Here is a 23,745-nt window from a genome sequence, read left to right on the forward strand (position 1 = left end):
CAGAAGTAAATCGTTGAAGATTTTCATGGATTCATTATCTTTACTTCGAAGATACTGGGAACTTTCTTGATATATTCTAGCAAACCCCTGTATTTATTAACATTTTGAGGTTAAAGACAGACACTAATTAACAGAATTAAAGAGGACTTGTTCAATATTCTAGCAGGGTTTCTATCCCTGGTGATGGAGTCCCTCTATTGCTTATCTTTGATCCTGAAATTTATCCTGATGCAAATCCGTTCTATCCTCAGCCGTGCGCTTGCCCCAATAGTTGCTGCTTCCATCCGAAAAGATGCCGGGCATGCCATCGAATGCCAGGATCGAGTATTCAAAAAGCTCATCAAAGCCGGTCAGCATTGCATCTACGGCAAAGCACACAGGTTTAAGGAAATTAAATCCTATGAAGACTTCCGACGGCATGTCCCTTTGGTTAATTACGAGGATTTTCGTCCCCTCATAGAACGGGTTTCGAAAGGAGAAAAGAATGTTCTCTGGCCCGGTCTGCCCATCTATTTTGCAAAGACCTCAGGAACCACTTCCGGCACCAAATATATCCCCATTACACGCGACTCCATCCCAAATCACCTCAACTCTGCGCGCAATGCGCTGCTCATGTATATGGCCCGGAGCGGTAATTATGCTTTTGCCGACCACAGCATGATCTTTCTCCAGGGCAGCCCGGTGCTGGACAAAAAAGGAGTCATCCCGGCAGGCCGTCTGTCAGGCATCGTAGCCCACCATATCCCGGCTTATCTTCAGAAAAACAGGATGCCCTCCTGGAAAACAAATTGCATCGAAGATTGGGAAACAAAAGTGAATGCCATCGTGGATGAAACGCTGAAAAAAAGGATGTCGCTCATAAGTGGTATCCCTTCCTGGCTGCGGATGTATTTCGAAAAACTGGTTGCCAGGACCGGCAAGCCTGTCGGGGAAATCTTTCCCGACTTTTCCTTACTTGTTTACGGAGGTGTGAATTATGAACCCTACCGGCAGGTATTTGACAGCCTTATCGGAAGGCACATCGACACGGTAGAATTGTATCCTGCTTCAGAAGGATTTATAGCTTTCCAGGACGAGGGCACGGGAGAAGGGCTGCTGCTGAACGTGAACAGCGGCATCTTCTTTGAATTTATCCCTGCAGATAAAGTCCATGAGGAATTTCCGGAACGAATCCCCCTGGAAGGTGTTGAAACAGGAAAAGATTATGCCCTTGTCTTAAGCAGTAATGCCGGCCTTTGGGGCTATAACCTGGGTGATACGGTCAGGTTCGTTTCCCTTAAACCTTACCGCTTAATAGTGTCCGGTCGGGTATCGCAATTTATTTCAGCGTTTGGAGAACATGTTATCGCATCGGAGATTGAGGAAGCACTAGCACAGGCTTGCGCACAAAGCGGCATAAAAGTGAATGAGTTCACGGTTGCACCCATGGTGAACCCGCCAAAAGGCCTGCCGCATCACCAATGGCTGATCGAATTCGGAAAGGCACCGGTTTCGCTGACTGAATTTGCGGTCATGGTCGATCAGGAATTACGGAAAAGAAATACTTACTATGATGACCTGATCGCTGGCCATGTTCTTGAACAACTGCATGTTATCGCCCTTAAAGACGGAACCTTCCGGAAATACCTGATTTCAAAGGGTAAACTTGGCGGGCAGAACAAGATGGCCCACCTTTCTGATAACCGGGAAATTGCAGAAGGGTTACTTAATTTGGAAATTTGAAAATAAGTCAATTTGAAAATGATTGACCGGATCCGGAAGATCACGCCTGAATGGAAAGGATTGGGGAGGACCTCATTTATATTGCATTTGTCCTAAATCCGGGACTTCGGAAGGAATCCTAACCGTGATCCTCGCCCCCCCGTTTTTCCTGCTTTCTATTTCAATGGTTCCGTTATGTGCTTCAACGAATCCTTTTACGATCGATAATCCCAATCCCGTACCACCTGTCTGAGTGCCTGCAAGCCGGTAGAATTTGTTAAATACATAAGGGATGGCATCTTTCGGGAAACCCGGCCCCCTGTCCATCACCTGCATCACAAAATGAGGTTTCTCATAATACATTTTAACCCTGATGGTTGTTTTATGAGGAGCGTATTGTGTAGCGTTAAATACAAGATTATGAAGCACCTGCTCCATGAGGCCAAAGTCTAACCTGATCAGGGGAATATCATCAGGGATTACAATCTCAAGGTTGAAATGCTCAAGTTCACTTGCGAGACTTTTTGTCACCTTGTTCAATAAGTCATGAACATCAAGCCAATCCATATGGGGCGTGATCCTTCCCGATTCAAGCCGCGACATATTCAACAGGTTCTCGATGAGTCTGTTTAACCGCTCGGAGGCCATGAAAATCTCCCTGAACAGCTGGGTATAAGTTTGTTTGTCATAATCGGCCGATAAAAGCGTATCCGTTGCCCCCATGATAGTAGCTAACGGTATCCGCAGTTCATGAGAGATAGAATTAAACAAGGTTTTGTAAAGTTTATCTGATTCATCCAGTATCAGGGCTTTTAGAGCCAACTCATTCAAAAACTCCCTTTCAAGTGCATCCGATATCTGGGTCCGGAAAGTGTCCCAGAAAATTTCTTCATCCCCTTTGAAGGCTTTATTCTGTCTGACAGCAATAACACCGATGTTATGCCTTGTGCCATGCAGGGGATAAAATGTATAGGAGGTTGATGGCAGGGTATCTGTGAATTTACCGGCCTTCCTCGAATGATGAAATGTCCATGATGCAATGCTAAACTCAGCGTCGGAGAGCATCAATTCAGATTCATGCCTGATTTCTTTATCCAGTTCTTTTTGCCCGCTATTCAGGATGATGGCACTGGCGATCTTGAAAAATTTTTGAATGTCTTTTACAGAAACTTTCAGCACTTCATCTATCCCGGATGCAGATGAAAGCTCCATGGTGAGCTGGTAGAGCGCTCTGGTCCGCTCTTCCCGATCCCTTGTCATTCTCTCCTGCCGGCGTACCCGTGATGTTAAAATGCCATTCAGCATGACAATGATAAAATACATGAACAGCATTAAAACATCTTCAGGCTTTCCGATATGGAGGGTGAAAGATGGCGGAATGAAGAGATAGTCCCATAGCAAGGCACTGAGGGTGGCAGAAAGCAATATCGGTCCTATTCCCAGAAAAATGGCAAGGATCGAAACCTCGAAAAGCAATGCAAATGCCACCACCTGGTATCCGATGATATCCCTGGCAGGATAACAGGCAATAGCAGTGAGTATGGTAATGATACCGGCCAGCAGATACTGTGAAAATCCTGATGAAAAAGAAAGAATGGGGATTTTCCTCCGGTATTTGTCATCACCGGGAAGATCGGATCCCAGGACATAGATATCGATATTGCCGCTCAGCCGGATCAGCCTGTTTACAAGGTTGCCCAGCTTAAACAATGAGAACATGTTTCGATGACGCGGCTTTCCTAGGATGATGTGGGTGATGTTTTCCTTTTGTGCCGCGTTTAAAATGGCTTTCACCAGGTCATCTCCAGATATGGTCCTGAATTCGGCACCAAGTTGTTTTGCCAGGTTAATGTTTTTATTCAGTTGCTCCTCTTGCGCGACTGTCAGTTTTCGCGGGGATTCGACATAAAGGGCAAGAAGTGTTGCCCCCATGGTATACGACAGGTTCTTTGACCAGCGCAAAAGTTTTGCGGAATGAGGACTCGGGCCTATGCTAACCATCAGGTGCATCCCCGATTTCCATGGTCCGGGGATGTGTTTATGCTGCATATACTGTCGCAATTGGATGTCGACCCTGTCAGCAGCTATACGGAGCGCCATTTCACGTAAGGCAGTGATGTTCCCTTTCCTGAAGAAGTTATGGACAGCCTCCTGCGACCGTTCAGGAGTATAGACTTTTCCTTCAGCAAACCTTGCCAGTAATTCGTCAGGAGTGATGTCCACCAGCACGATCTCGTCCGCCTTTTCAAAAATCTCATCAGGAACGGTTTCCCTCACACCAATCCCGGTGATCTGTGCCACCGTGTCTGACCTGCTTTCGATATGCTGTACATTCAGGGTAGTAAATACGTCAATTCCATTATCAAGAATGTCCATCACATCCTGGTATCTCTTCAGGTGCCGGCTTCCGGGCGCATTGGTGTGAGCAAGCTCATCAATCAGCACCACCTGCGGCTTACGGACAATGACAGCATCGAGATCCGCCTCCTGGATAGATGTGCCTTTGTATTCATAGCTTTTTCGCGGGATCACCTCAAGCCCTCTCACAAGATCTTCGGTTTCTTTCCGGTGATGGGTTTCGATATAACCAATTACCACGTCCGTACCCTTTAATTTTTCGGTCTTGGCCGATTGAAGCATGGTAAAGGTTTTCCCGACGCCGGCACACATACCGAAAAAGATCTTCAGTTTACCCCTTTTGCTTTTTTCTTCTTCAAGTTTTAAGGAAGCTAAAATTTCGTCAGGGTCTGGCCGCTTTTCTTCAAATGTGTTCACTTGATCTTATCGAGTTCTAAATTTAGCAGGAAAATATTGATCCTCTCTTCTCCGAATAAAAAATATTGAGGTTTTTCTGTCATTTTTACAATCAACGTACCCAGTTTTTGCTTCTGATCGTCGTTCAATTCCCTTGCCTGTGCTATCCTTTCTGCCTGCAGAAAAGCGGCCCGTGATGATATATGTGGGTCGAGACCACTGGCGGAAGCAAACAACATTTCAACTGGAATGGAAGTGGTATCATTCAGCATGTTTCCTCTGATAAATGCTTTTTTTCTTTCTGCGACAAGAGCTTTAAGCCTTTGATCAGACCATGAGTAATTCGAGCCACCTGAAGGCAACGGTTGATAGCTCATAGCTGATGGCCTTGACCAAAAATAGGCAATACTGTCAAATTCCTGTCCGATCAATCCGGATCCTATGATAATACCGTTCTCTTTAACCAGGCTACCCTCAGCCTCTTCATGAAAAAAGATCTTGGATATTCCTGTAATGATCAAAGGGTAGATAATTCCGGTGACAACGGTAAAGATAAGGATCAGACGGATGGATGTGATGATTAGCTTTTTCAAGTTACAGTTCTTAAAGATTGATTAACAGATCAAGAAGTTTGATGCCGATGAAAGGGATAACAAGTCCGCCAAATCCATAAACAAATAAATTGCGGGCAAGGAGGGTGCTGGCGGGCAGTGGACGGTACTTGACCCCCTTGAGTGCCAGCGGGATGAGCAGAATGATGATGAGTGCATTAAAAATCACAGCACTCAGAATTGCGCTTTGAGGTGTCGTAAGATGCATGATGTTCAGTGCAGAAAGGGGGCCAGTGTTTTGAGATGTAGCATATAGGGATGCAGCAATTGCCGGGATGATGGCAAAATATTTAGCGACATCATTGGCTATACTGAAAGTAGTCAGCGCTCCTCTTGTCATCAGCAATTGCTTGCCGGTCTCAACCACCTCGATCAACTTGGTAGGATTGCTGTCGAGATCGACCATATTCCCTGCCTCGCGGGCGGCCTGCGTACCGGTATTCATAGCTATTCCCACATCAGCCTGGGCAAGGGCAGGGGCGTCATTCGTACCGTCGCCTATCATTCCGACCAACCTCCCGTTAGCTTGTTCCAGGCGGATCCGGGCCAGCTTGTCTTCAGGTTTTGCCTCAGCCAGGAATTCATCCACCCCTGCTTCGGCTGCAATGGCAGCTGCTGTCAGCGGATTATCACCTGTTATCATGACGGTGCGGATCCCCATACTGCGCAGTTGGGCAAAACGTTGCCTGATCCCTCCTTTGACGATATCTTTCAGGTGAATGACCCCTAGTACACGATTATTCTCGGCAACGACAAGCGGAGTGGCTCCTTGCTTTGCCAGGTTAGTGACAATGTCCTTTACGTTTTTCGGGAAAAAACCATCATTGTCTTCAACAAATTTCTTTATGGTATCGTATGCTCCTTTCCGGATCATTTTCATCTTCCCGTCGGGCAGCCTGATATCAATTCCGCTCAACCGTGATTGCGCTGTAAATGGAATGAAACTGGTATCAGTGGGATTTAATTCTCTTCCGCGGATATTGAATTGTTCTTTTGCCAGTACAACGATTGAACGTCCTTCAGGTGTTTCATCGGCCAGTGATGATAATTGTGCCGCATCCGCCAGTTTTTCCGTAGTCACGCCCTCTGCTGCAATAAAATCTGTCGCCATACGGTTACCAAGTGTGATAGTTCCTGTCTTATCAAGCAGCAGGACATCCACATCACCGGCAGCTTCAATGGCTTTTCCGCTGGTAGCAATGACATTTTTCTGCAGTAGCCGATCAAGACCGCTTATGCCAATAGCACTGAGAAGGCCGCCGATTGTAGTCGGTATAAGACATACAAGCAGAGCTACCAGGACAGGCAGGGTCAGGTTTTGTGATTGTGGAATCCCCGAGGCCGAGAGACTGTAACTAAAGAATGCCGGAAGGGTGACCACTGCCAGCAGGAAAATAATGCTGAGCCCTGATAGTAAAATGGTCAGCGCGATTTCATTGGGCGTTTTTTGTCGCTTAGCACCTTCCACAAGGGCGATCATCCTGTCAAGAAATGTCTTGCCTGGTTCTGAGGTGACCTTGATCATGATCCGGTCACTGATCACCTTAGTCCCTCCCGTTACAGCGCTGCGATCGCCCCCGCTTTCACGGATAACCGGGGCAGATTCGCCTGTGATAGCTGATTCATCCACGCTTGAAATTCCTTCGATCACTTCACCATCTGCCGGGATGATATCTCCGGCTTCACAAACGATAATATCGCCCCTTTTCAGGTCAGTTGCCCAGATTGATTCTTCTTTTCCCCCGTTCAGCCTGCGCGCTTTCATTTGCACCCGGCTTTTTTTAAGGTTGTCAGCCTGTGCTTTGCCCCTTCCTTCGGCGATGGCTTCCGAAAAGTTGGCGAATAATACAGTAAACCAAAGCCAGATCGAAATCTGCATGTTGAAAGCAGAATAATTCCCCACAGCCAGGTCATGTAAAAATATTGCAGTAGTCAGGAGAGCACCGATACCGACGATAAAAATCACCGGATTTTTAACAAGAACTGAAGGATTCAGCTTCTTTAATGCATCTTTTAATGCCTCAAGCACTATTTTACCTGTAAATAGCCTGATGCCTGATTTTTCCTTCAATGCCATCTTCTGTCCCTTTAAAATGATATTCCTGAAATCATAAGAAAATGTTCGACCAGCGGCCCAAGGGCTAGAGCCGGGAAAAAAGTCAGGCCTCCCACGATCAGGATGACCCCTATCAACAGAACCCCGAAAATCCAGTTATCTGTCCTGAATGTTCCGGAAGAGGGTGGCGTAATTTTCTTACCTGCCATATTTCCGGCGATTGCCATCACCGGTATGATAATCCCGAAACGGCCGATCAGCATACCGGTGGCAAGGGAAATATTATAGAATACGGTATTAGTTCCCAGTCCTGCAAATGCGCTGCCGTTATTACCACCTGCCGAACTGAAAGCGTAAAGTATCTCCGTCAATCCGTGAGGACCGCTGCAGTTCAGTCCCTTTAATCCAGCAGGGATTATGCATGCCCATGCTGAAAACAGGAGAATGACCAGGCTTGGAGCCAATACAGCAATAATCGCCATTTTTACTTCATATGCTTCCACTTTTTTCCCAAGGAATTCAGGCGTCCGGCCAACCATCAGGCCTGATATGAAAACAGTAAGGATGACGAAAATGATCATCCCGTATAAACCTGCTCCTACTCCGCCGAAGATCACTTCTCCCAGCATCATGTTGAACATGGCTATCATTCCTGATATGGGTGAAAGGCTGTCGTGCATGGCATTCACCGAACCGCTGGAAGCGCCTGTCGTCGCAACTGACCAAAGCACGCTGTTGGCCACTCCGAAACGGGTTTCTTTACCCTCCAAACTCCCGGCAATATTCAACACAGGATTATGGCTGTATTCCGAATATAGTGATGCTAAAAGAGCTGTGGAGAAAAGGATAAACATAACAATGAACAAGGTCCAACCCTTGCGGTTGGATCTGGCGAACCGGCCATAAGTAAATGTCAGCGCAGAAGGGATGAGAAGAATGGCCAGCATCTCAAGGAAATTGCTGAATGGGGTCGGATTTTCAAAGGGATGGGCGCTGTTTGCCCCGAAAAACCCTCCGCCGTTCGTTCCAAGCTGTTTGATCGCGACCTGTGAGGCTGCAGGTCCAAGCGGGATGATCTGCTCGGTGCCTTGCAAGGTGGTAGCTTTTACATAAGGTGAAAAGCTCTGCACCACCCCCTGGCCTGCTAAAATTACTGCGAGGATGATTGACAATGGCAGGAGAATGTAAACAACCGAACGGGTAAGGTCAACCCAGAAATTGCCCAGGTCCCTGGTCGTTCTTCTTGTCAATCCCCGCATCAGGGCTACAAATACTGCCATTCCCGTGGCAGCGCTGAGGAAATTCTGAACGGTAAGTCCTAATAATTGCACCAGATATCCGAGAGTGGTTTCGCCATTGTATGATTGCCAGTTTGTATTGGTCATGAAACTGACTGCTGTATTCAATGAGAGATACCAGGAGGTGCCCGGGAGATGCTGCGGATTTAGCGGAAGGTACCGCTGAAGCATCAGCAGCAGGAATAAAACAATGAATCCCAAAAAATTGAACAGTAAAAGACTTATTGTGTAAGTTTTCCAGTTCATCTCCTCGTTGCGGTCGATCCGACAGGCACGGTAAATCAGGTTTTCCAGCCACGACATTACTGGTTTCATCATGTGGCGCTCGTTCATGTAAACTCTTGCCATATAACGGCCGAGAACCGGGGTCAGAGCTATCAGCGCGAGGAGGTAGAGTGCCACTTGGATTACTTCATTCATGCTTGTTTGACTTGTAATAGTTCAGATCATGCCATTTCGACTCGTCTAAGGTCAAATGAAAGATTTTTTCCAGACAGGTAGCTATTAAATATCCTATAAAAAATACTGCGATTAACCCGAGGAAGAATTCAACAGTCAACATCATGACATTAAAATTTATCAGGTTTTAAAAGGGAATATATAAGGTAACCGAGAATAAAGAGCGCGATGACCGCACCGATAATATAACTGACATGGTTGCTTTCCGCAATCCCGGGTGCAGGAATTGTTACCGGGGCAGTCATGAGAGGCAAAACCGATGTTAAGTTTCTTAATTTCATGCTTTATTAAATAACAACAGTACAAAATTAGGCTGCTATTTATAAGCATTAGGTTAAGAATAGGCTGGAAAGGATAAGGATTTTATAAAGAATAATGAGGGTTTCCATCCCGAGGATTGAAAACCCTTTAGTTGACGATAAATTTCCCCGTAAATAAACCGTTGCTCTTCCTGTCAAAGATCTTATAAACGTAAATCCCTGCCGGCAGGCCCTCTCTTGAAATGATGATCTGACGTGAAGAAATATTATCCATACGCTTCACCTGCTGGCCGAACAGGTTGAAAACGCCCAGTGATGCCCCTTCCAGGCCTTTTTCTCCATCTACCTTTATTATCGCAAGCGTACTGAAAGGGTTCGGGTAAATCCTGCACTTAATCGACTCATCTACCCGTTTCTCAGGCAATTTCACATAATTGCCATTTTCCGCACCCGGCGTGCCGTGAAGTTCAGCAGCAGCCCAGCTTTCCGCCAACGCGTTATCCCAGGCCGGGTTGATCAGCTCCAGCGTGGGCCCGTTCCCGTCGGGTTCGGTGGGCCAGGGTGCTACGTCGTCATACAACACCGTATCGATCAGGGTTCCTGAATCGTCATATAGCCTGATCAGTTCCCCGTTTGCGGCTAAGCCGAAATCCATATTCCCCATGTAACGGGTCACATCCGGGAATAGGCTGTCAAAGGCGGCGGTATCCCTGCATATTATAAAATATCCGTTAGGCTCTATAACTGTTCCGGCAGGAAAAACAAATGAATGCAGGTCGTCTTCGTCCCTGAATTCCCAACCGGTTATATCCAGCTCATATTCATGCGGATTGTAAAACTCGACCCAGTCACCGGGATCAAAATTATTCGCTGAATTGTAATTAATTTCGTTGATGACCAGCGAATCTTCAAAAACCCTTGGCTTGAAAAGTGCCAGGATTGAATCGCCCATGATCAGGCTGAGCCTCACATCTTTCAAAGTATCAGCAGGCGTGACCTGGTGGGTTTTCAAAACCCACCGGTCGAATTCGTAATAAGGACTGGTTTCAATCGCCAGGAGCTTGACATCTATGCCCCCGAAATATTGTCCATCCCAGGGAAACTGGCTTAATTCGAGGGAATTGACCTTTACCTTGCCAACACCCTCAGGCTCTGCATCGATGACGATATTGTAAGGCCCGGTCAGGTTGTAACATTCCCGGAGACCTGCATCCATGATGCTGTTACGGATGGTGATGAAATTCCTGATCCGCTGAACATTGGATTGCCATTTGATAACTGTACCTCCCCATCTTGCCGTGTGAGCCGGCATTTCCGGTGCAATGATCGCGGCCATGCTGTCGAGAAGGTTGATCATATAATCATTGGTAAAGACTGTATTCAGCAGGTCAATGTAGCGTGAGACATAATATTGTGAAAAATCAGGGTTTTCCCTGAGTTTGTTCAGCACGGCAATATGCCCTTCCGGATCCTGCCACGGAGCTGTCAGGCCTTCAGGGAAACAGGGTGAAACATAAGGTGTTTGGGCAGGGATCCCCGTATAATTGATATAATGCCCGAAGGTGGCATCTTCATCCCAAAGGATGTAGGCCCATTTCCGGTGGCTGCCGTCAGGATTCAGGCCCCGCCACCATCCAACATTCCAATTCATCCAGTCGGAACAAACTACATAAGAATTAATAATTACGTAATCCACCAGGCTCGTCACGTCATACTGCGCCGCAACAGCCTGGTAAGTAAAAGGATTGGCCATGTCATGCGTCATGATAAAATCATGCAGCGCGTACCAGTCGTCCAAAGCCTGCTGCCCCCCATATTCTGCCCAGGTATATCCCCAGAGCATAATAAACTGAATGTCATACTTGCCCTGATCATAATAATATTGTGTATAATCGTGGTCATGAACCTTTTCGCGGAGGGCATAGATCCCCCAATAGATCCCGTTCGCGTAAATGACAATACGTTCCGACTTGCGCCAGTCCAGGTGCTGGCCGGCTTTCTGGGATAAGGTTTCCACAAAATCGTCGCGCATATGGGCGCTGCTGTCTATTCCAGGATAATTATCATCTCCTGCAGCCCGGAGAATGACCCGCTGGAACTCGTCGCGGTCAGATAATGAAAAGAATTTTTCCTGTAAGGCATAATTGTAGCCGGCTTCGTCGCGGGTAATATAATCGATGCTCCGCTGCGGATGGACCCACGAATCCTGGCCGTGTTCGTTAAATTCGCCGTATGCTTTGGTAGTCCTGACCTTGAATTTGTTAAAGAACTCGATTGATCCTTTCGGCCGGAGTGATTGGTTCCCTTCCAGCAATTCTGTCAATTGATCACCGGCAATAGACACCACAGGCAGGCCATGATTGTTATTTATAAAATAGGTATTGAATTCGATCAGGCTTGGTAGGATTGTCGGATCGTCACTGAAAACACGAGCTTTTAATATCTTTGTAATGAAAATATTGATAGGAGCTGTATATTGGCTTGAAGCTGCAACAGGATCAGTCCCGTTAGTCGTGTATCTGATTTTCGAGTTGGGTTCATTTGTTGTGATGGTAATGCTTAATGAACTCGTGTAAAAACCTCCTGTATCGCTGACCATTGGCTTTTCTGCATAACGTACATACGCCGTCGATAAGGCGTTGGAATAACCCGGGGTTGGATTGATGAATATACCCCATTGGTCTCCGCCGCTTATGGTGCGGCCCCTGGAATGATCCGACTGCGTATTTTCAAGCGGTACCTGCTCCAGGATGATGCCAGTCGGATCTGTGAAAACGATCCAGTCGGGGTTGGCCTTGGTTTGTGTCAGCCTGAAATTTGTATGATAATTTCCACTACCGGCTTCATCCCTGCCGGATGCCCAAATCTTCAGGTGCCCGTGTGAAGAGATCGTAACCCCTGCAGGAATCGGCCACCTCAAGGGATTGTCAGGCTGATCACTCAGAAAGTATCCACCGATGTTGATACTTGTAGTTCCTGTGTTGTACAATTCTATCCAGTCTTCATATTCCTGGTAATTGTCCATCACAGTGTTCAGGTTGGAGACCGAATATTCGTTAATGACAACCTGTGACCTTGACGGAAGGACCTGGACGAATAATGTGGTGCCCAGAAGGATGAATATCTTTTGTAAGGGATTCATAAAATTGAAAATTAAGATACTTGATGAGAATAAATTGATTGTATGGCTAAATTACTTAAAAATCATCTCTTGTTATATAGATCATCCATATAATAAATCTGGTGGTTATTTTCCCACTTATACTCCGGCGAAATCCATCTGAATACCTCAATTTCTGATCAGTATGCAATAATCATCTTACTTTTACTTTTGAAAGATTATGATGATGAAAAGTAAATCATGGCAAATACTTATCCATGTGGCCGGCTGCATTGTTTTTTTGTCGCTGCCGATCATATTATGGCCCGGACAAGGGGGCCTGGGAGATTTTTTCAGTGAATCCAGGTCGGCCAGGGAATTTACGAATGACATCCTTATTTTGCTGTTTTTTTATCTTAACTTCTATTTGTTGATCCCCAGGTTATATTTCCCGAAGAAGTACATTTATTTTATCCTGGCGATCACATTGTGTTTTTTCATCGTGGCATTTCTTCCCGGCATACTATTTCCTTTCCGGGAAACAGTCCGCCAGCATCACCCCGGTCAGGAGAGCAGCAGGTTTTTGTTCACTATCGGCCATAATCTGATTTATTTCCTGGCTGTGGTCTTTTTTTCATTGATGGTGAAGATGAACTCCCGGTGGAAACAAGCCGAAAAGGAAAGGCTCAAAGCAGAGTTGTCGTATTTTAAAGCTCAGATCAATCCGCATTTTCTCTTTAACACATTGAATACGATCTATTCTCTTGCTATTCAGAAAGCCGATAACACGCCGGAAGCTGTTGTCAAGCTGTCAGGGATGATGCGGTACGTCATCTCTGATGCAAGCAATGATTATGTTCCGCTGGAGAAAGAGATCAATTATATCAGTGATTACATCGCATTGCAGAAAATCCGGTTTGGCGAAACGGTTAAGATCGATTTTTACCCGTGTGATCTTACTTCCGGACCACTGATTGCCCCATTGATCCTCATCCCTTTTATCGAAAATGCATTTAAATTTGGAGTAAATCCGGAAAAAGACTCATTCATCGGCATCAACATCAATCTGTCAGGGCAGGAACTGCATATGAAAGTCTTTAATAATAAAGTAAACGAAATTCTCAGGACTGAATCCACCGGTGGTTTGGGTATCAGTAATGCCAGGCATAGGTTGGACCTCCTCTATCCTGAAAAGTACAGGCTATTAATTGATGACAAGGAAAATGAATACACGGTTGATTTATATATTATCCTGCCATGATTATTGCCATTGCAGTTGATGATGAACCTCCCGCCCTGAAAGTGGTGGAAAATTTTTGTAAGAAGGTCGGTTTTATCGACCTGGTCAAAACTTTCACCAAACCTCATGAGGCAGTGAAATATCTTAATAAATTCCCTGTTGACCTGCTGTTCCTCGATATCAGGATGCCGTCGGTTTCAGGTATCCATATTTGCAGGCTGATACCGCAGGACACGATGGTCATTTTCACGACGGCCTACAGTGAATATGCCGTGGAAGGTTTTAACCTGAATGCAGTCGATTATTTGCTGAAACCATTTACTTATGAACGGTTTTTGCAGGCTGTGAATAAAGCTCATGATTTCTATAAGTTCTATTACCAGCAGGAGTCGGCTTTGCAGCAATACATGTTTATCCGTGCTGATTACAGCCTGGTCAAGATAATGCTCGAAGATATTCTGTATGTTGAAGGGCTCGATGATTACCTTAAAATTTATCTGGTTGACCGGAAACCCATAGTAGCAAGGATGACGATGAAAGCTATACTGGAAAAGTTATCTGCTAAGGATTTTGTAAGGGTGCACCGTTCGTTTATCATACCGCTTAAGCGAATAGAACGGCTGAGGAATAAGAGCCTGCTGGTAGCAGGCCGGGAGATACCCGTTGGAAGCAGTTATGAAGAGGATTTCATCAGGATATTCAGGCGATGAAAAAGGAATATGCATATCTACTGTGACGTGGGATTTCAATCCTCTAAAATGATCACGATTCGCGGCGGATGACCATGGCGGTGGTTACACCGCCTCCGCCGCAGATGGCAGCAATGCAATGGGTTTTTCCGAGGCGTTTGAGGGCATAGTAGCCTGTAACAAGGATCCTGGCTCCGCTGATGCCAGTCGGATGACCGAGTGCAATGGCCCCACCGTGAACATTCAATTTCGAGGGATCCCACTTAAGTACGTTCTGGTTGGCCAGGACCTGGATGGCGAAGGCTTCGTTCACTTCAATAATATCCATGTCGGCCAGGGTCATCCCGGCTTTTTTCAGGGCAGCGGGGATGGAATAGGCAGGGCCTTCGCCCATGGTGGAGGGCTCAACGGCCTCCTGGGCATAAGAAACGATGGAAAAAAGTGGTTTAACGCCGAGTTCTGCTGCTTTCTTACGATGTGTGACTGCCAGGGTAACAGCGCCATCGCTCAACCCGCAGGCATTTCCCGCGGTGACAGTGCCGTCTTTACGGAAAGCCGGTTTTATACTTGCCATTTTCTCCTGGTTCACATCATAACGTATTGTCTCATCTTTGTCGAAAATGAACGACGGTGTTTTACCTGCGGCAGGAATTTCGATGGGCACGATTTCCTCGTCAAACCATCCGTTTTTCTGAGCTGCTGCAGCCTTCAGGTGGCTTTCCACGGCAAAGGCATCTTGTGCTTCCCTGGGGATCTTGTATTTATCATAAAGATTTTCAGCAGTTTCGCCCATTCCCTGGCCGATCAGCGGATCGATACTGTCGCTCCAGCCATCTTCGAGGGTCTTGTTTCCCATCTTAAATCCGTCCCAGCGAGCGCCTTTCAGCAGGTAAGGTATGGAGCTCATGCTGTCGAATCCGCCGGCAATGACCATTTCCACATCTCCCGACATGATTCCCTGGGCAGCCAGGGCAACAGAACGCATTCCTGAAGGGCAGGCCATATTAAGCGTGATAGCCGGGACTGAGGGGGAAACGCCACCTCTCACTGCAGCACTCCTGGCAGGGTTAGGGCCATTACCCGCCTGGCGGCAGCTTCCCAGGATCACGTCATCGATCTGATTCCCCTGGAAGTTAGCCCTTCGCATGGCATCTCTGACGGCGACGGCACCAAGGTCCCAGGATGGAATATTTTTCAGTGTACCGCCAAACTTGCCCATGGCAGTGCGGCAGGCAGAGATAACTACGATATCTTTCAGTTCCATATTTTTAATTTAATTCCAAATTTCAAATTTCAAATTTCAAATTTCAAATGTATTGTCCGCCATCCACTTTGATCACTTCACCGGTGATATGACGGGCCAAGTCTGTGCATAAAAAAGCCACCAGGTTTGCAACATCTTCAGGCTGACCGATCCGTTTCAGAACGATATCTTCCAGGGCCGCCGAACGTACGCTTTCATCAGCGTTTTTCATCATGTCGGTTTCGATAAGGCCCGGGGCGACCGCATTCACGTTGATACCGTATTTCCCCAGTTCCCTGGCAACTGTTTTGGTTAAGCCGATAACCCCGGCTTTTGAAGCGGAATAGTTTGACTGGCCGAATTTCCCACGAAGGCCGTTGATGGAAGTGATGTTGACGATCTTTCCCGATTGCTGGTCGCGGAAGAGTGGCGCTACGGCCCGGATGTAATTGAAATATCCCTTCAGGTTGATATCCAGGACCATGTCCCACTGCTCTTCAGTCATTTTCCAGATCACCCCGTCCCAGTTAACTCCTGCATTATTGACCAGGATGTCAACCTTCCCGAAGACATCTGTCACGGCTTTTACCATTTTTGCGGCATCTTCGAAATTCGAGATATCAGCCTGGACCAAAAGCCCTTTTCTTCCCATCTGAACGATCCTGTTCAGGATGGCTTCCGCTTCTTCCCGGTGTTTTCTGTAATTCAGGGCGACATTGGCTCCGCATTCTGCCAGTTTAACTGCGATAGAAGCTCCGATGCCGACACTGCCCCCGGTAACGATGGCAGATTTTCCTTCTAAATTCATTGCCGTATCCATATTTTTTAAAAGTTTATCATTTTACGTTTTTTCAGGATCTCTTTTTTTTGCCTGGATGACCTCCAGGACCCGCTGGGGAGTGATGGGAAGTTCAAATACGCGTGCCCCGATGGCATCTGCCACAGCGTTGGCGATGGCACCGAGTATGGGAAGGGTGGCACCTTCGCCTACTTCCTTTGCGCCATAAGGGCCTTCGGGTTCATAACTGTCGACGATGGTGGAGTGAATCTCTGGCATATCAGCCGAAGTGGCAATAATGTAATTGTGAAGATCGGGATTGATCATCTTTCCCCGTTTATCAAATACCTCATTCTCGAAGAGCACCTCGCTCATACCCATCAGCACAGCACCTTCTGCCTGGCCTTCCACGAGCATCGGATTCACTGCAGTACCGCAATCATGGGCATCCCAGAAATTGAGCACCTTGACCTTTCCTGTTTCCATATCCACATCCACCTCGCACACTGTCGCTGAAAAAGAATAAGCCGGTGATGTTCCGACCGCGGCGCCCTTGTATTTACCGCCCAGGCCTTCCGGCGGTGAGTAATGCCCTTTACCGAGCAGCGGCCCTTTTTTAGAAAAATGTGCAAATCCGGCCTGTTCCCAGGGAATGAAGGTAGATGGGTCCTCTTTGAGATAGATCCTGTTATCCCTGGCCTCCAGCTTGTCTGCCTCCACATTCATGATCTCTGCTGCCTGCGCAATGACCTGTTTCTTAACCTCTTCTCCTGCCATTTTAGATGCATTGCCCCCCATAAGCGTAACCCGGCTTGAATAGGCGCCGAAACCTATGGGTGTGAGATCGCTGTCGGCCGAAACCACGCTGATCCGGTCGTACGAGATCCCCATAGCTTCGCAGGCGGCCATGGCCAGCACGGTATCCGATCCCTGGCCGATGTCGGCATCCCCGATGAAGAGTACTGCCCTTGAACCATCTTCCATAACCTTAATGATAGCACTGGAATGAGGGAATTTGGAGCGGTAAATGGGATAACCGGCGCCGGAAACAAACCCGCCGCAGCCGATCCCGATACCACGGCCCGGGGGAAGTTTCCCTTTTTTCTGGTCCCAGCCTGACTTTTTCCTCACCTCATTAATACAGGCTGTAAATTCGCAGGAGTGAATATCAAGGTCGTTGCAGGTATGGTATTCGGGCGTCATCGCATTCTTCAGCCTGATATCCACAGAATCCATCCCGATATCATCGGCGATCATGGTCAGCAGCGATTCGAAGGCAAATCGCGGATGCGGGCATCCATGCCCACGGAAAGCGCCGCATGGCGGCAGGTTGGTGTTGACCCGGAAACCATCGTACTTGTAATTCGGGAATTTGTACAACGTGGTCAGCATCGAACCGGCATAATAGGTTGATACGATGCCGAAACTGGAATAGGCGCCCCCTTCGAGCACGGCTTTCTGTTTTACGGCGGTGATGGTACCGTCTTTCTTCACCCCGATCTTCAGGTCGATATATTGTTTGTGGCGGCCCCGGCCGAACAGGTACATCTCTTCGCGGTTGAAGCGCATTTTAACAGGACACCCGGCGTGCCGGGAGAGGAAGATCGACGCTACCTCGATGGTGGTTGTTGCCGCTTTGGCGCCAAACCCCCCGCCGCAATTTGTCATGATCACCCTGATATCACCCAGCGGAATACCCAGGATATGCGACAACTGGTGGTGCACATAATGGACCACCTGCGTGGAGGTATGGAGCGTCACCCTGCCATGACGGTCCCATTCGGCTATGGAACAGTGGGGTTCCATCGGGTTCTGGTAGGTCCGGTTGCCAATGAATCGCTCCTCGCGGATGTAGTCTGCCTCTGCAAACCCTTTTTCAATATCCCCGAAATGGTGATCGACATGGGTATTGATGTTGTTCTCATATTTATCGTCGAAAAGACGCGGAGCGCCTTCTTTCATGGCCTCCATAGGATCAAATACAGCCGGGAGTTCTTCGTACTCCACTTTTATAAGGTCGAGGGCCCGGTAACAGGTCTCTTCGTCAATGGCTGCAACGGCTGCCACCACATCGCCCACGAACCGCACTTTATCCTTAGCCAGGATCGTTTCATCATAGCGCGGGGGAGAGGTGCCCCATCTTACATCGGGCACATCGGCGCCGGTAAGCACGACCTTAACCCCGGGGAGTTCTTTTGCCTTGCTGGTATCGATCGAAAGGATCTTTGCATGAGGTACGGTGCTGAGCAGCAGCTTCCCGTAGATCATGTTCGGAAGGGAGATATCGTCGGTATAAATTGCCCTGCCCGTGGCTTTGTCTGGTGCATCGATCTTGGGAAGGCGTTTCCCTACCACCGAAAGGTCGATGGCAGATTTCTGCGGCATAAACACCAGTTCCGGGGGTTGTTTCCCATTGAGGTAATCCCTGGCTGTTTCAACAGCCTCGATAATTTTCGTATATCCGGTGCAACGGCATAAATTGCCGCATAATTCTTCCTGGATCTCCTTTTTGGTTGGATTTGGATTTTTATCCAGGATGCTTTTCGTCCGCATGATCATTCCCGGGGTGCAATAACCGCATTGTATGGCACCTTTTTCAATAAATGCGCGCTGTATCGGGTGCAGTTCCCCGTCAGTCGCCAAACCCTCGATCGTCTCCACTTTTTTCCCGGCCGAATCCACAGCCAGCACAAGGCAGGCATTCACTGCTTTCCCGTCTAAAATGACAGTACATGCACCGCAATCACCAAGTTCACATCCTTTCTTTGTCCCTGTGAGCTTCAGCTCATCCCGCAGCAAATCCAGCAGCGTTGCAGTTGCTCTCACCGCCACCTCGTATTCGTCACCATTGACATTAATATTAATAAGTTTTTTCATACCCGTTCTTCACTATTTATGCCCCCATCCCTACCCCTTCCCCCACCCGGGGGAAGGAATATTCTCCCCTCCCCAATTGGGGAGGGGCTGGGGGTGGGGCTTTTCACTTTTTCAATTGCTCTCCGTATCGCCCTCTTCACCAGTACTTTCAGCACGTCCCTCCGGAACTGCGCTCCGCCCCGGATGTCGTCGATCGGGATGGAGTCCCTGACCGCTGCAACACCTGCCTCTTCCAGTATGGGTGAATTTTCAGCGAAATCCGGGACCTTTTTTCCAATTAGAATTTCTGTTGCCTGATCGGTGATTTTAGGTGTCGGGGCCACGGCGCCAATGACGATACAGGCATCAACTATGATATCATCCATTATTCTCACCTTTACAGCCACTGAAACCACGGAGATGGAGCCTGCTTCGCGCAGGCCGAACTTCTCGTAACAGGCGCCTGTTCCGGGTCCGGGTTTCGGAACAATGATCCTGGTCACAAGTTCGTCCTTTTTAAGTATTGTTTTTTTGTTGAAAGTGAAAAAGTCCTTGAGGGGCACTATCCTTACGCTTTCTGAACCGGCAATCTCCACCGCCGAATTCATTGACAGCAGGACCGGGGCGGTGTCGCAGCAGGAGGCAGCAGTACAGATATTGCCCCCGATCGTACCTGTATTTCTGACCTGGTCGGTCCCGATTTTGGAAGTCGCTTCAACCAGTGCCGGGGCAATTTTACCAACCAACCGGGAAGCAATGACTTCACTGTGTGTCGAGCAAGCCCCTATGAAGAGGTTACTCTCATCTTCGGTAATTAGCTTCATCTCTGTGATCTTAGCCAGCGAGACGATATTCTCGTGACTGCGGAGACCTTTTTTCATTTCAACCAGCAGGTCGGTTCCGCCTGCCATTGCAACGGCATTGGATTTCTGCCCGAGCAGGCCGATTGCATCCTTAACGGATACCGGCTGGTGAAAACTAAAGTCCGGTAAATACATACACCTGGATTTTTATTTATTTTTTTCCTGGATCAATTTTGCCACGATGCTGATCGCGATCTCATCCGCGGTGACGGCATTGATGTCAAGGCCGATGGGCATGTCCACCATGCTTAGTTCTTCTTCAGTTGCAATGCCCTCCGAAATAAGGTTTTCCTTCATTGTAGCCACCTTTTTCTTACTGCCGATCATCCCCAGGTAACAATGTGGTTTATGGATGCAAAAGGCAAGCACCTCATTGTCGGTGGGATGATCCAGGGTGGCGATAACAATAAATGTGTTGTTGTCGTAAGGCAATGAAGGCATCACTTTCGGAAAATCACCGGCCACCTTCCGGTAACCGGTAAAGGTCCAATCGCTGAAGATCTCTTCCCGGCTGTCGATGACGGTGATCTCGAAATCAAGATCCAGTGCATGTTTTGCGACTGCTTTCCCGACATGGCCCCCGCCAAACATAAAGAGTTTTTTTGCTGGCATAAGTGGTTCAATATAAATTTCCATAGATCCTCCGCAGCACATCTCATGCTGAACTTTCAGATTGTGCACGAAAAGCTGCGGTCTTTTATTCTTAATGACATGGACGGCATCCTGAACCGTCTCATATTCCAGTGGACCCCCGCCAATAGTTCCAAAGATACTGCCGTTTTCCCAGACAATCATCTTCGCGCCTGTTTTAAGCGGGGTTGAACCTTTGGTGGAGACCACGGTGCATATGGCGGCAACCTGGCCGGTTTTGAGGATTTCGAGTATTTTATTGCAGATTAATTCCATAAATTTATTTTCTTGCTTTTCCTCCTGTTTATTTTTTCGTTAATGGGCAGGAAGCCTCAGTTATGCTGAATAAAACCCTAACAACCAGAGCGCAATAATAACGAATCCAAGCAGGCCACTGATGAAATGCGGATTAAGTCTTGCAAAATAGCCGTATTTAAAGTGCCTGATCAAGTATAGAACAAAAACACTGATAGCGCTTGATGCAGCAGCGGTCAATGAACCCCTGGCAAAGATATAATTAACCAGCCTGGCTGAATCCCAGCTTTTGAGGACGTAAGTCTGTAAAACTGCATAAAGGCTGAATATTACTATAGAAGTAATAACGCAGGTCAAGATGTATCTTGAATATTTGAATGACTTATCTGCAATAAAGATCGATCCAAATATTTCAAATCCAATTCCAAGTAAAAGCATTGCTGTTGGCCCGCATAATAATGCATTTGTAGTGCATGAATTAATCCCGGCACTGTTTATTTTGAAAAGAATTGCTATCATTATAATTATCAATGATGATCCTCTTTTCGGAAAATAGTAACGTGCAACGGATAAAAGGATCAGAGTAACTGAGCTAACGACAGCCGAACGGTACGGCATTTTAATACCGCCAATTAGTGTTTCATTTAATCCAATCAATGAACCAAATAGTATGATCCAGAGATAATTTTTTTTGAGAAACTTAATCATAAAACTTACAATTGAATTGTTAAAAATCTTTGATACTCTTCAGGACTATTTATATTGATCAGAACCCTGTCATCAGCCATTTCGACGTTCCGACATTCAAACGTGCCAAGCACCTCCTTAAAATTAGCTGAATTTACATTCCATTTGCATATCCGGTTCATATTTTCCCGGTTCAGCAAAACAGGATGCCCGCCTTTACCTTTAAAAACAGGTGAAACATATTTTTCATCGCTCCGATGCTCATAAATGAGATCAAGTATTTGTGAATCAATAAAGGGATTGTCGACATTCTGAATGAAGCAAAATGAAGATGAACGGATGGCTGCCAGGCCAAGTTTCACCGAATAAAACCTTTCAAACTCCATGTGATCGTTTACGACCATGGTTACCATTAAAGGAACCTTTCCCGCCAGCTTCATCCGCTGCATTGCGTCAGGGTTTGTCACCACGACGATTTCGCTGCATCCCCAGCCGGAATAAGTTGACAGTATCTTTTCGATAAACCGGACATTTTCATCGTAATGAAGGAAAGCTTTCATCTCCTTCATCCGTTCCGACCTGCCGGCTGCCAGTATCACTACTCCTGCTTTACTAGTTTCCATGGAAAATAGAATATGCGGCCAGGTTCATGCAAATGCACTTTCCCCTGTAATGTCCTGGCCGGTGATGAGTAGGTGGATATCATGTGTGCCTTCATAAGTAATCACCGACTCAAGGTTCATCATATGGCGCATGATCGGGAAGTCGCCGGAAATGCCCATGGCGCCGAGGATTTGCCGGGATTCCCTGGCAACATCAAGCGCCATCTTTACATTGTTCCTTTTGGCCATGGAGATCTGGGCCGCCGTGGCCCGGCTCTCATTATGGAGGATTCCCAGGCGCCAGGCCAGCAACTGTGCCTTGGTGATCTCGGTAAGCATCTCTGCCAGCTTTTTTTGCGTAAGCTGGAAAGCAGCAATGGGCTTGTTGAACTGGATACGTTCTTTGGAATATTGTAAAGCAGTATCGTAACAATCCATCGCTGCCCCGATCACACCCCAGGCGATTCCATACCTGGCGGAACTCAGGCAACTGAGCGGTCCTTTCAGCCCTTTGATGCCCGGAAGGAGATTTTCTTTGGGCACTTTTACATTATCGAAAACCAACTCGCCGGTGGAGGAAGAACGCAACGACCATTTTCTGAGCGTTTCGGGTGTGGTGAAACCTTCCGCGCCCCGTTCAACGATCAGTCCCATAATGGTACCACTTTCATCCTTAGCCCAGACTACGCTGATGTCGGAGACAGATGCATTGGTTATCCACATTTTGGAGCCGTTCAACAAGAAATGATCGCCCTCGTCGGTGAACCGGCTGAGCATGCTTCCGGGATCGGACCCATAATTTGGCTCAGTCAGGCCGAAAGCGCCGATCAGTTCGCCGGTAGCCAGCTTCGGCAGGTATTTCCTTCTTTGCTCTTCGGTCCCGTATTTAAAAATAGGGTACATCACCAGTGATGATTGTACCGAAGCCATCGAACGGATACTTGAATCGCCTCTTTCAAGCTCCTGCATGATCAGGCCATAGGAAACCTGGTCCATGCCCGATCCGCCATATTCAACCGGTATGTAAGGACCAAAGGCACCGATCTCCCCCATTTCTTTCACGAGATGGCGCGGGAATTCATGTTTCTGGTTGGCCTCGTCGATGATGGGCATTACGGCCCCGTTCACCCAATCACGTATCGCTCCCCGGATCAACTTGTGTTCGTCGGTTAAAAGATCATCTAACAGGAAGTAATCGGGTGATTTGTATCTTATTGCTGACATGGTTTTAAAGTTTAAAAAAAAGTTGGGAAATTGTACTCATTTGCAAGTTTTGATTTGGGTGCTGGCTTGTGTGTCTGCCTGTCCTCTGGTTTGTATTTGTTCCAATGTCCATTACTGTGATGCTGTCAATTTTCATATTGCTCTGTCAACTTTTTACCATTGGTTTTAACGTTCTGCGCAACTGCCGGGCGGTGTTTTTGGCCACCCAGGCGGGCTTATAAATTTACAACTTTTAACTTTAACCTTATTCATTTTCACTTATTTGCCCGCCTGGGCGGACAAGATTTTTTAACACCGGCTGGCAGTTGCGCTTTGTGTGTGCCCTGCATGAGCATGCAGCGCACACTTGTTGGAAGCTGTTGAAAAAGTTTAAAAGTACAAATAAAATTTCAAGAGCAAACGACAAGTGTGTGTAAATTTTCCAGAGGGTGCAAGTCCC

18 protein-coding genes are annotated in these 23,745 nt (G+C 47.2%); 3 read left to right on the top strand and 15 right to left on the bottom strand.

The window, feature by feature from the left end; genetic code table 11:
* Window positions 1-228 precede the first annotated feature (228 nt).
* Entirely contained in the window at window positions 229-1,722 is a 1,494-nt protein-coding gene (locus M0Q51_15365; protein ID MCK9401356.1) for a GH3 auxin-responsive promoter family protein, read from the top strand.
* Window positions 1,723-1,794: 72 nt separating this feature from the next.
* Here M0Q51_15365 and M0Q51_15370 read toward each other — a convergent pair whose 3' ends face one another.
* From M0Q51_15370 to M0Q51_15395, 6 genes are all read right to left on the bottom strand, one after another.
* Complete coding sequence (locus M0Q51_15370) at window positions 1,795-4,476, bottom strand: sensor histidine kinase KdpD (protein ID MCK9401357.1); 2,682 nt, start codon at window positions 4,474-4,476, stop codon at window positions 1,795-1,797.
* Entirely contained in the window at window positions 4,473-5,048 is a 576-nt protein-coding gene (gene kdpC / locus M0Q51_15375; protein ID MCK9401358.1) for a potassium-transporting ATPase subunit KdpC, read from the bottom strand. Before kdpC ends, M0Q51_15370 begins: the two co-directional genes overlap by 4 nt.
* A 10-nt stretch (window positions 5,049-5,058) precedes the next feature.
* Complete coding sequence (kdpB, locus tag M0Q51_15380) at window positions 5,059-7,143, bottom strand: potassium-transporting ATPase subunit KdpB (protein MCK9401359.1); 2,085 nt, start codon at window positions 7,141-7,143, stop codon at window positions 5,059-5,061.
* A gap of 11 nt (window positions 7,144-7,154) precedes the next feature.
* On the bottom strand, window positions 7,155-8,840 hold the full coding sequence (kdpA, locus tag M0Q51_15385; protein ID MCK9401360.1) for a potassium-transporting ATPase subunit KdpA: 1,686 nt from the start codon (window positions 8,838-8,840) through the stop codon (window positions 7,155-7,157).
* Between the two features lie 149 nt (window positions 8,841-8,989).
* On the bottom strand, window positions 8,990-9,160 hold the full coding sequence (gene kdpF, locus M0Q51_15390; protein ID MCK9401361.1) for a K(+)-transporting ATPase subunit F: 171 nt from the start codon (window positions 9,158-9,160) through the stop codon (window positions 8,990-8,992).
* Window positions 9,161-9,287: 127 nt separating this feature from the next.
* A complete protein-coding gene (locus M0Q51_15395) occupies window positions 9,288-12,281 on the bottom strand; it encodes a lamin tail domain-containing protein (GenBank protein MCK9401362.1) in 2,994 nt (997 codons plus the stop codon).
* A 205-nt stretch (window positions 12,282-12,486) separates the two neighbouring features.
* Here M0Q51_15395 and M0Q51_15400 point away from each other — a divergent pair, with 205 nt between their 5' ends.
* Together M0Q51_15400 and M0Q51_15405 are read left to right on the top strand one after the other, a co-directional pair.
* On the top strand, window positions 12,487-13,500 hold the full coding sequence (locus M0Q51_15400) for a sensor histidine kinase (protein MCK9401363.1): 1,014 nt from the start codon (window positions 12,487-12,489) through the stop codon (window positions 13,498-13,500).
* Window positions 13,497-14,189: a LytTR family DNA-binding domain-containing protein gene (locus tag M0Q51_15405; GenBank protein MCK9401364.1), complete on the top strand. Its 693-nt coding sequence runs from the start codon at window positions 13,497-13,499 to the stop codon at window positions 14,187-14,189. The genes M0Q51_15400 and M0Q51_15405 overlap by 4 nt, the downstream gene beginning before the upstream one ends.
* Before the next feature lie 52 nt (window positions 14,190-14,241).
* Here the strand turns inward: M0Q51_15405 and M0Q51_15410 are convergent, their stop codons facing one another.
* From M0Q51_15410 to M0Q51_15450, 9 genes are all read right to left on the bottom strand, one after another.
* Window positions 14,242-15,432 carry a thiolase family protein gene (locus M0Q51_15410; GenBank protein ID MCK9401365.1) on the bottom strand — a complete coding sequence of 397 codons (1,191 nt, stop codon included), beginning with the start codon at window positions 15,430-15,432 and terminating at the stop codon, window positions 14,242-14,244.
* Between the two features lie 43 nt (window positions 15,433-15,475).
* Window positions 15,476-16,219 (bottom strand): 3-oxoacyl-ACP reductase FabG, encoded by a 744-nt coding sequence (locus M0Q51_15415; GenBank protein ID MCK9401366.1) that lies wholly within the window; start codon window positions 16,217-16,219, stop codon window positions 15,476-15,478.
* Between the two features lie 33 nt (window positions 16,220-16,252).
* On the bottom strand, window positions 16,253-19,066 hold the full coding sequence (locus tag M0Q51_15420; protein MCK9401367.1) for a molybdopterin-dependent oxidoreductase: 2,814 nt from the start codon (window positions 19,064-19,066) through the stop codon (window positions 16,253-16,255).
* Complete coding sequence (locus M0Q51_15425) at window positions 19,063-20,043, bottom strand: xanthine dehydrogenase family protein subunit M (GenBank protein ID MCK9401368.1); 981 nt, start codon at window positions 20,041-20,043, stop codon at window positions 19,063-19,065. Before M0Q51_15425 ends, M0Q51_15420 begins: the two co-directional genes overlap by 4 nt.
* A gap of 12 nt (window positions 20,044-20,055) precedes the next feature.
* A complete protein-coding gene (locus M0Q51_15430; protein MCK9401369.1) occupies window positions 20,056-20,814 on the bottom strand; it encodes an XdhC family protein in 759 nt (252 codons plus the stop codon).
* A 60-nt stretch (window positions 20,815-20,874) separates the two neighbouring features.
* Complete coding sequence (locus tag M0Q51_15435; protein ID MCK9401370.1) at window positions 20,875-21,501, bottom strand: hypothetical protein; 627 nt, start codon at window positions 21,499-21,501, stop codon at window positions 20,875-20,877.
* A gap of 5 nt (window positions 21,502-21,506) precedes the next feature.
* Window positions 21,507-22,103 (bottom strand): NTP transferase domain-containing protein, encoded by a 597-nt coding sequence (locus tag M0Q51_15440; protein ID MCK9401371.1) that lies wholly within the window; start codon window positions 22,101-22,103, stop codon window positions 21,507-21,509.
* A gap of 24 nt (window positions 22,104-22,127) precedes the next feature.
* The gene (locus M0Q51_15445) at window positions 22,128-23,306 is read right to left on the bottom strand and encodes an acyl-CoA dehydrogenase family protein (protein ID MCK9401372.1); all 1,179 of its coding nucleotides are present in this window, start codon (window positions 23,304-23,306) and stop codon (window positions 22,128-22,130) included.
* A 244-nt stretch (window positions 23,307-23,550) separates the two neighbouring features.
* Window positions 23,551-23,745 (bottom strand): hypothetical protein (locus M0Q51_15450; protein ID MCK9401373.1); only part of this gene is annotated, 195 nt, incomplete at its 5' end.

It is taken from the genome of Bacteroidales bacterium, from assembly GCA_023229505.1.
GTDB lineage: Bacteria > Bacteroidota > Bacteroidia > Bacteroidales > JAGOPY01 > JAGOPY01.

What these genes read in the sequence shown, in the direction of transcription:
- M0Q51_15365 (MCK9401356.1), top strand. Translation starts at nt 229, where the DNA reads ATGCAAATCCGTTCTATCCTCAGCCGTGCGCTTGCCCCAATAGTTGCT.
- kdpB (MCK9401359.1), bottom strand. Translation starts at nt 7,143, where the DNA reads ATGGCATTGAAGGAAAAATCAGGCATCAGGCTATTTACAGGTAAAATA.
- kdpA (MCK9401360.1), bottom strand. Translation starts at nt 8,840, where the DNA reads ATGAATGAAGTAATCCAAGTGGCACTCTACCTCCTCGCGCTGATAGCT.
- kdpF (MCK9401361.1), bottom strand. Translation starts at nt 9,160, where the DNA reads ATGAAATTAAGAAACTTAACATCGGTTTTGCCTCTCATGACTGCCCCG.
- M0Q51_15395 (MCK9401362.1), bottom strand. Translation starts at nt 12,281, where the DNA reads ATGAATCCCTTACAAAAGATATTCATCCTTCTGGGCACCACATTATTC.
- M0Q51_15400 (MCK9401363.1), top strand. Translation starts at nt 12,487, where the DNA reads ATGAAAAGTAAATCATGGCAAATACTTATCCATGTGGCCGGCTGCATT.
- M0Q51_15405 (MCK9401364.1), top strand. Translation starts at nt 13,497, where the DNA reads ATGATTATTGCCATTGCAGTTGATGATGAACCTCCCGCCCTGAAAGTG.
- M0Q51_15410 (MCK9401365.1), bottom strand. Translation starts at nt 15,432, where the DNA reads ATGGAACTGAAAGATATCGTAGTTATCTCTGCCTGCCGCACTGCCATG.
- M0Q51_15415 (MCK9401366.1), bottom strand. Translation starts at nt 16,219, where the DNA reads ATGAATTTAGAAGGAAAATCTGCCATCGTTACCGGGGGCAGTGTCGGC.
- M0Q51_15420 (MCK9401367.1), bottom strand. Translation starts at nt 19,066, where the DNA reads ATGAAAAAACTTATTAATATTAATGTCAATGGTGACGAATACGAGGTG.
- M0Q51_15425 (MCK9401368.1), bottom strand. Translation starts at nt 20,043, where the DNA reads ATGTATTTACCGGACTTTAGTTTTCACCAGCCGGTATCCGTTAAGGAT.
- M0Q51_15430 (MCK9401369.1), bottom strand. Translation starts at nt 20,814, where the DNA reads ATGGAATTAATCTGCAATAAAATACTCGAAATCCTCAAAACCGGCCAG.
- M0Q51_15435 (MCK9401370.1), bottom strand. Translation starts at nt 21,501, where the DNA reads ATGATTAAGTTTCTCAAAAAAAATTATCTCTGGATCATACTATTTGGT.
- M0Q51_15440 (MCK9401371.1), bottom strand. Translation starts at nt 22,103, where the DNA reads ATGGAAACTAGTAAAGCAGGAGTAGTGATACTGGCAGCCGGCAGGTCG.
- M0Q51_15445 (MCK9401372.1), bottom strand. Translation starts at nt 23,306, where the DNA reads ATGTCAGCAATAAGATACAAATCACCCGATTACTTCCTGTTAGATGAT.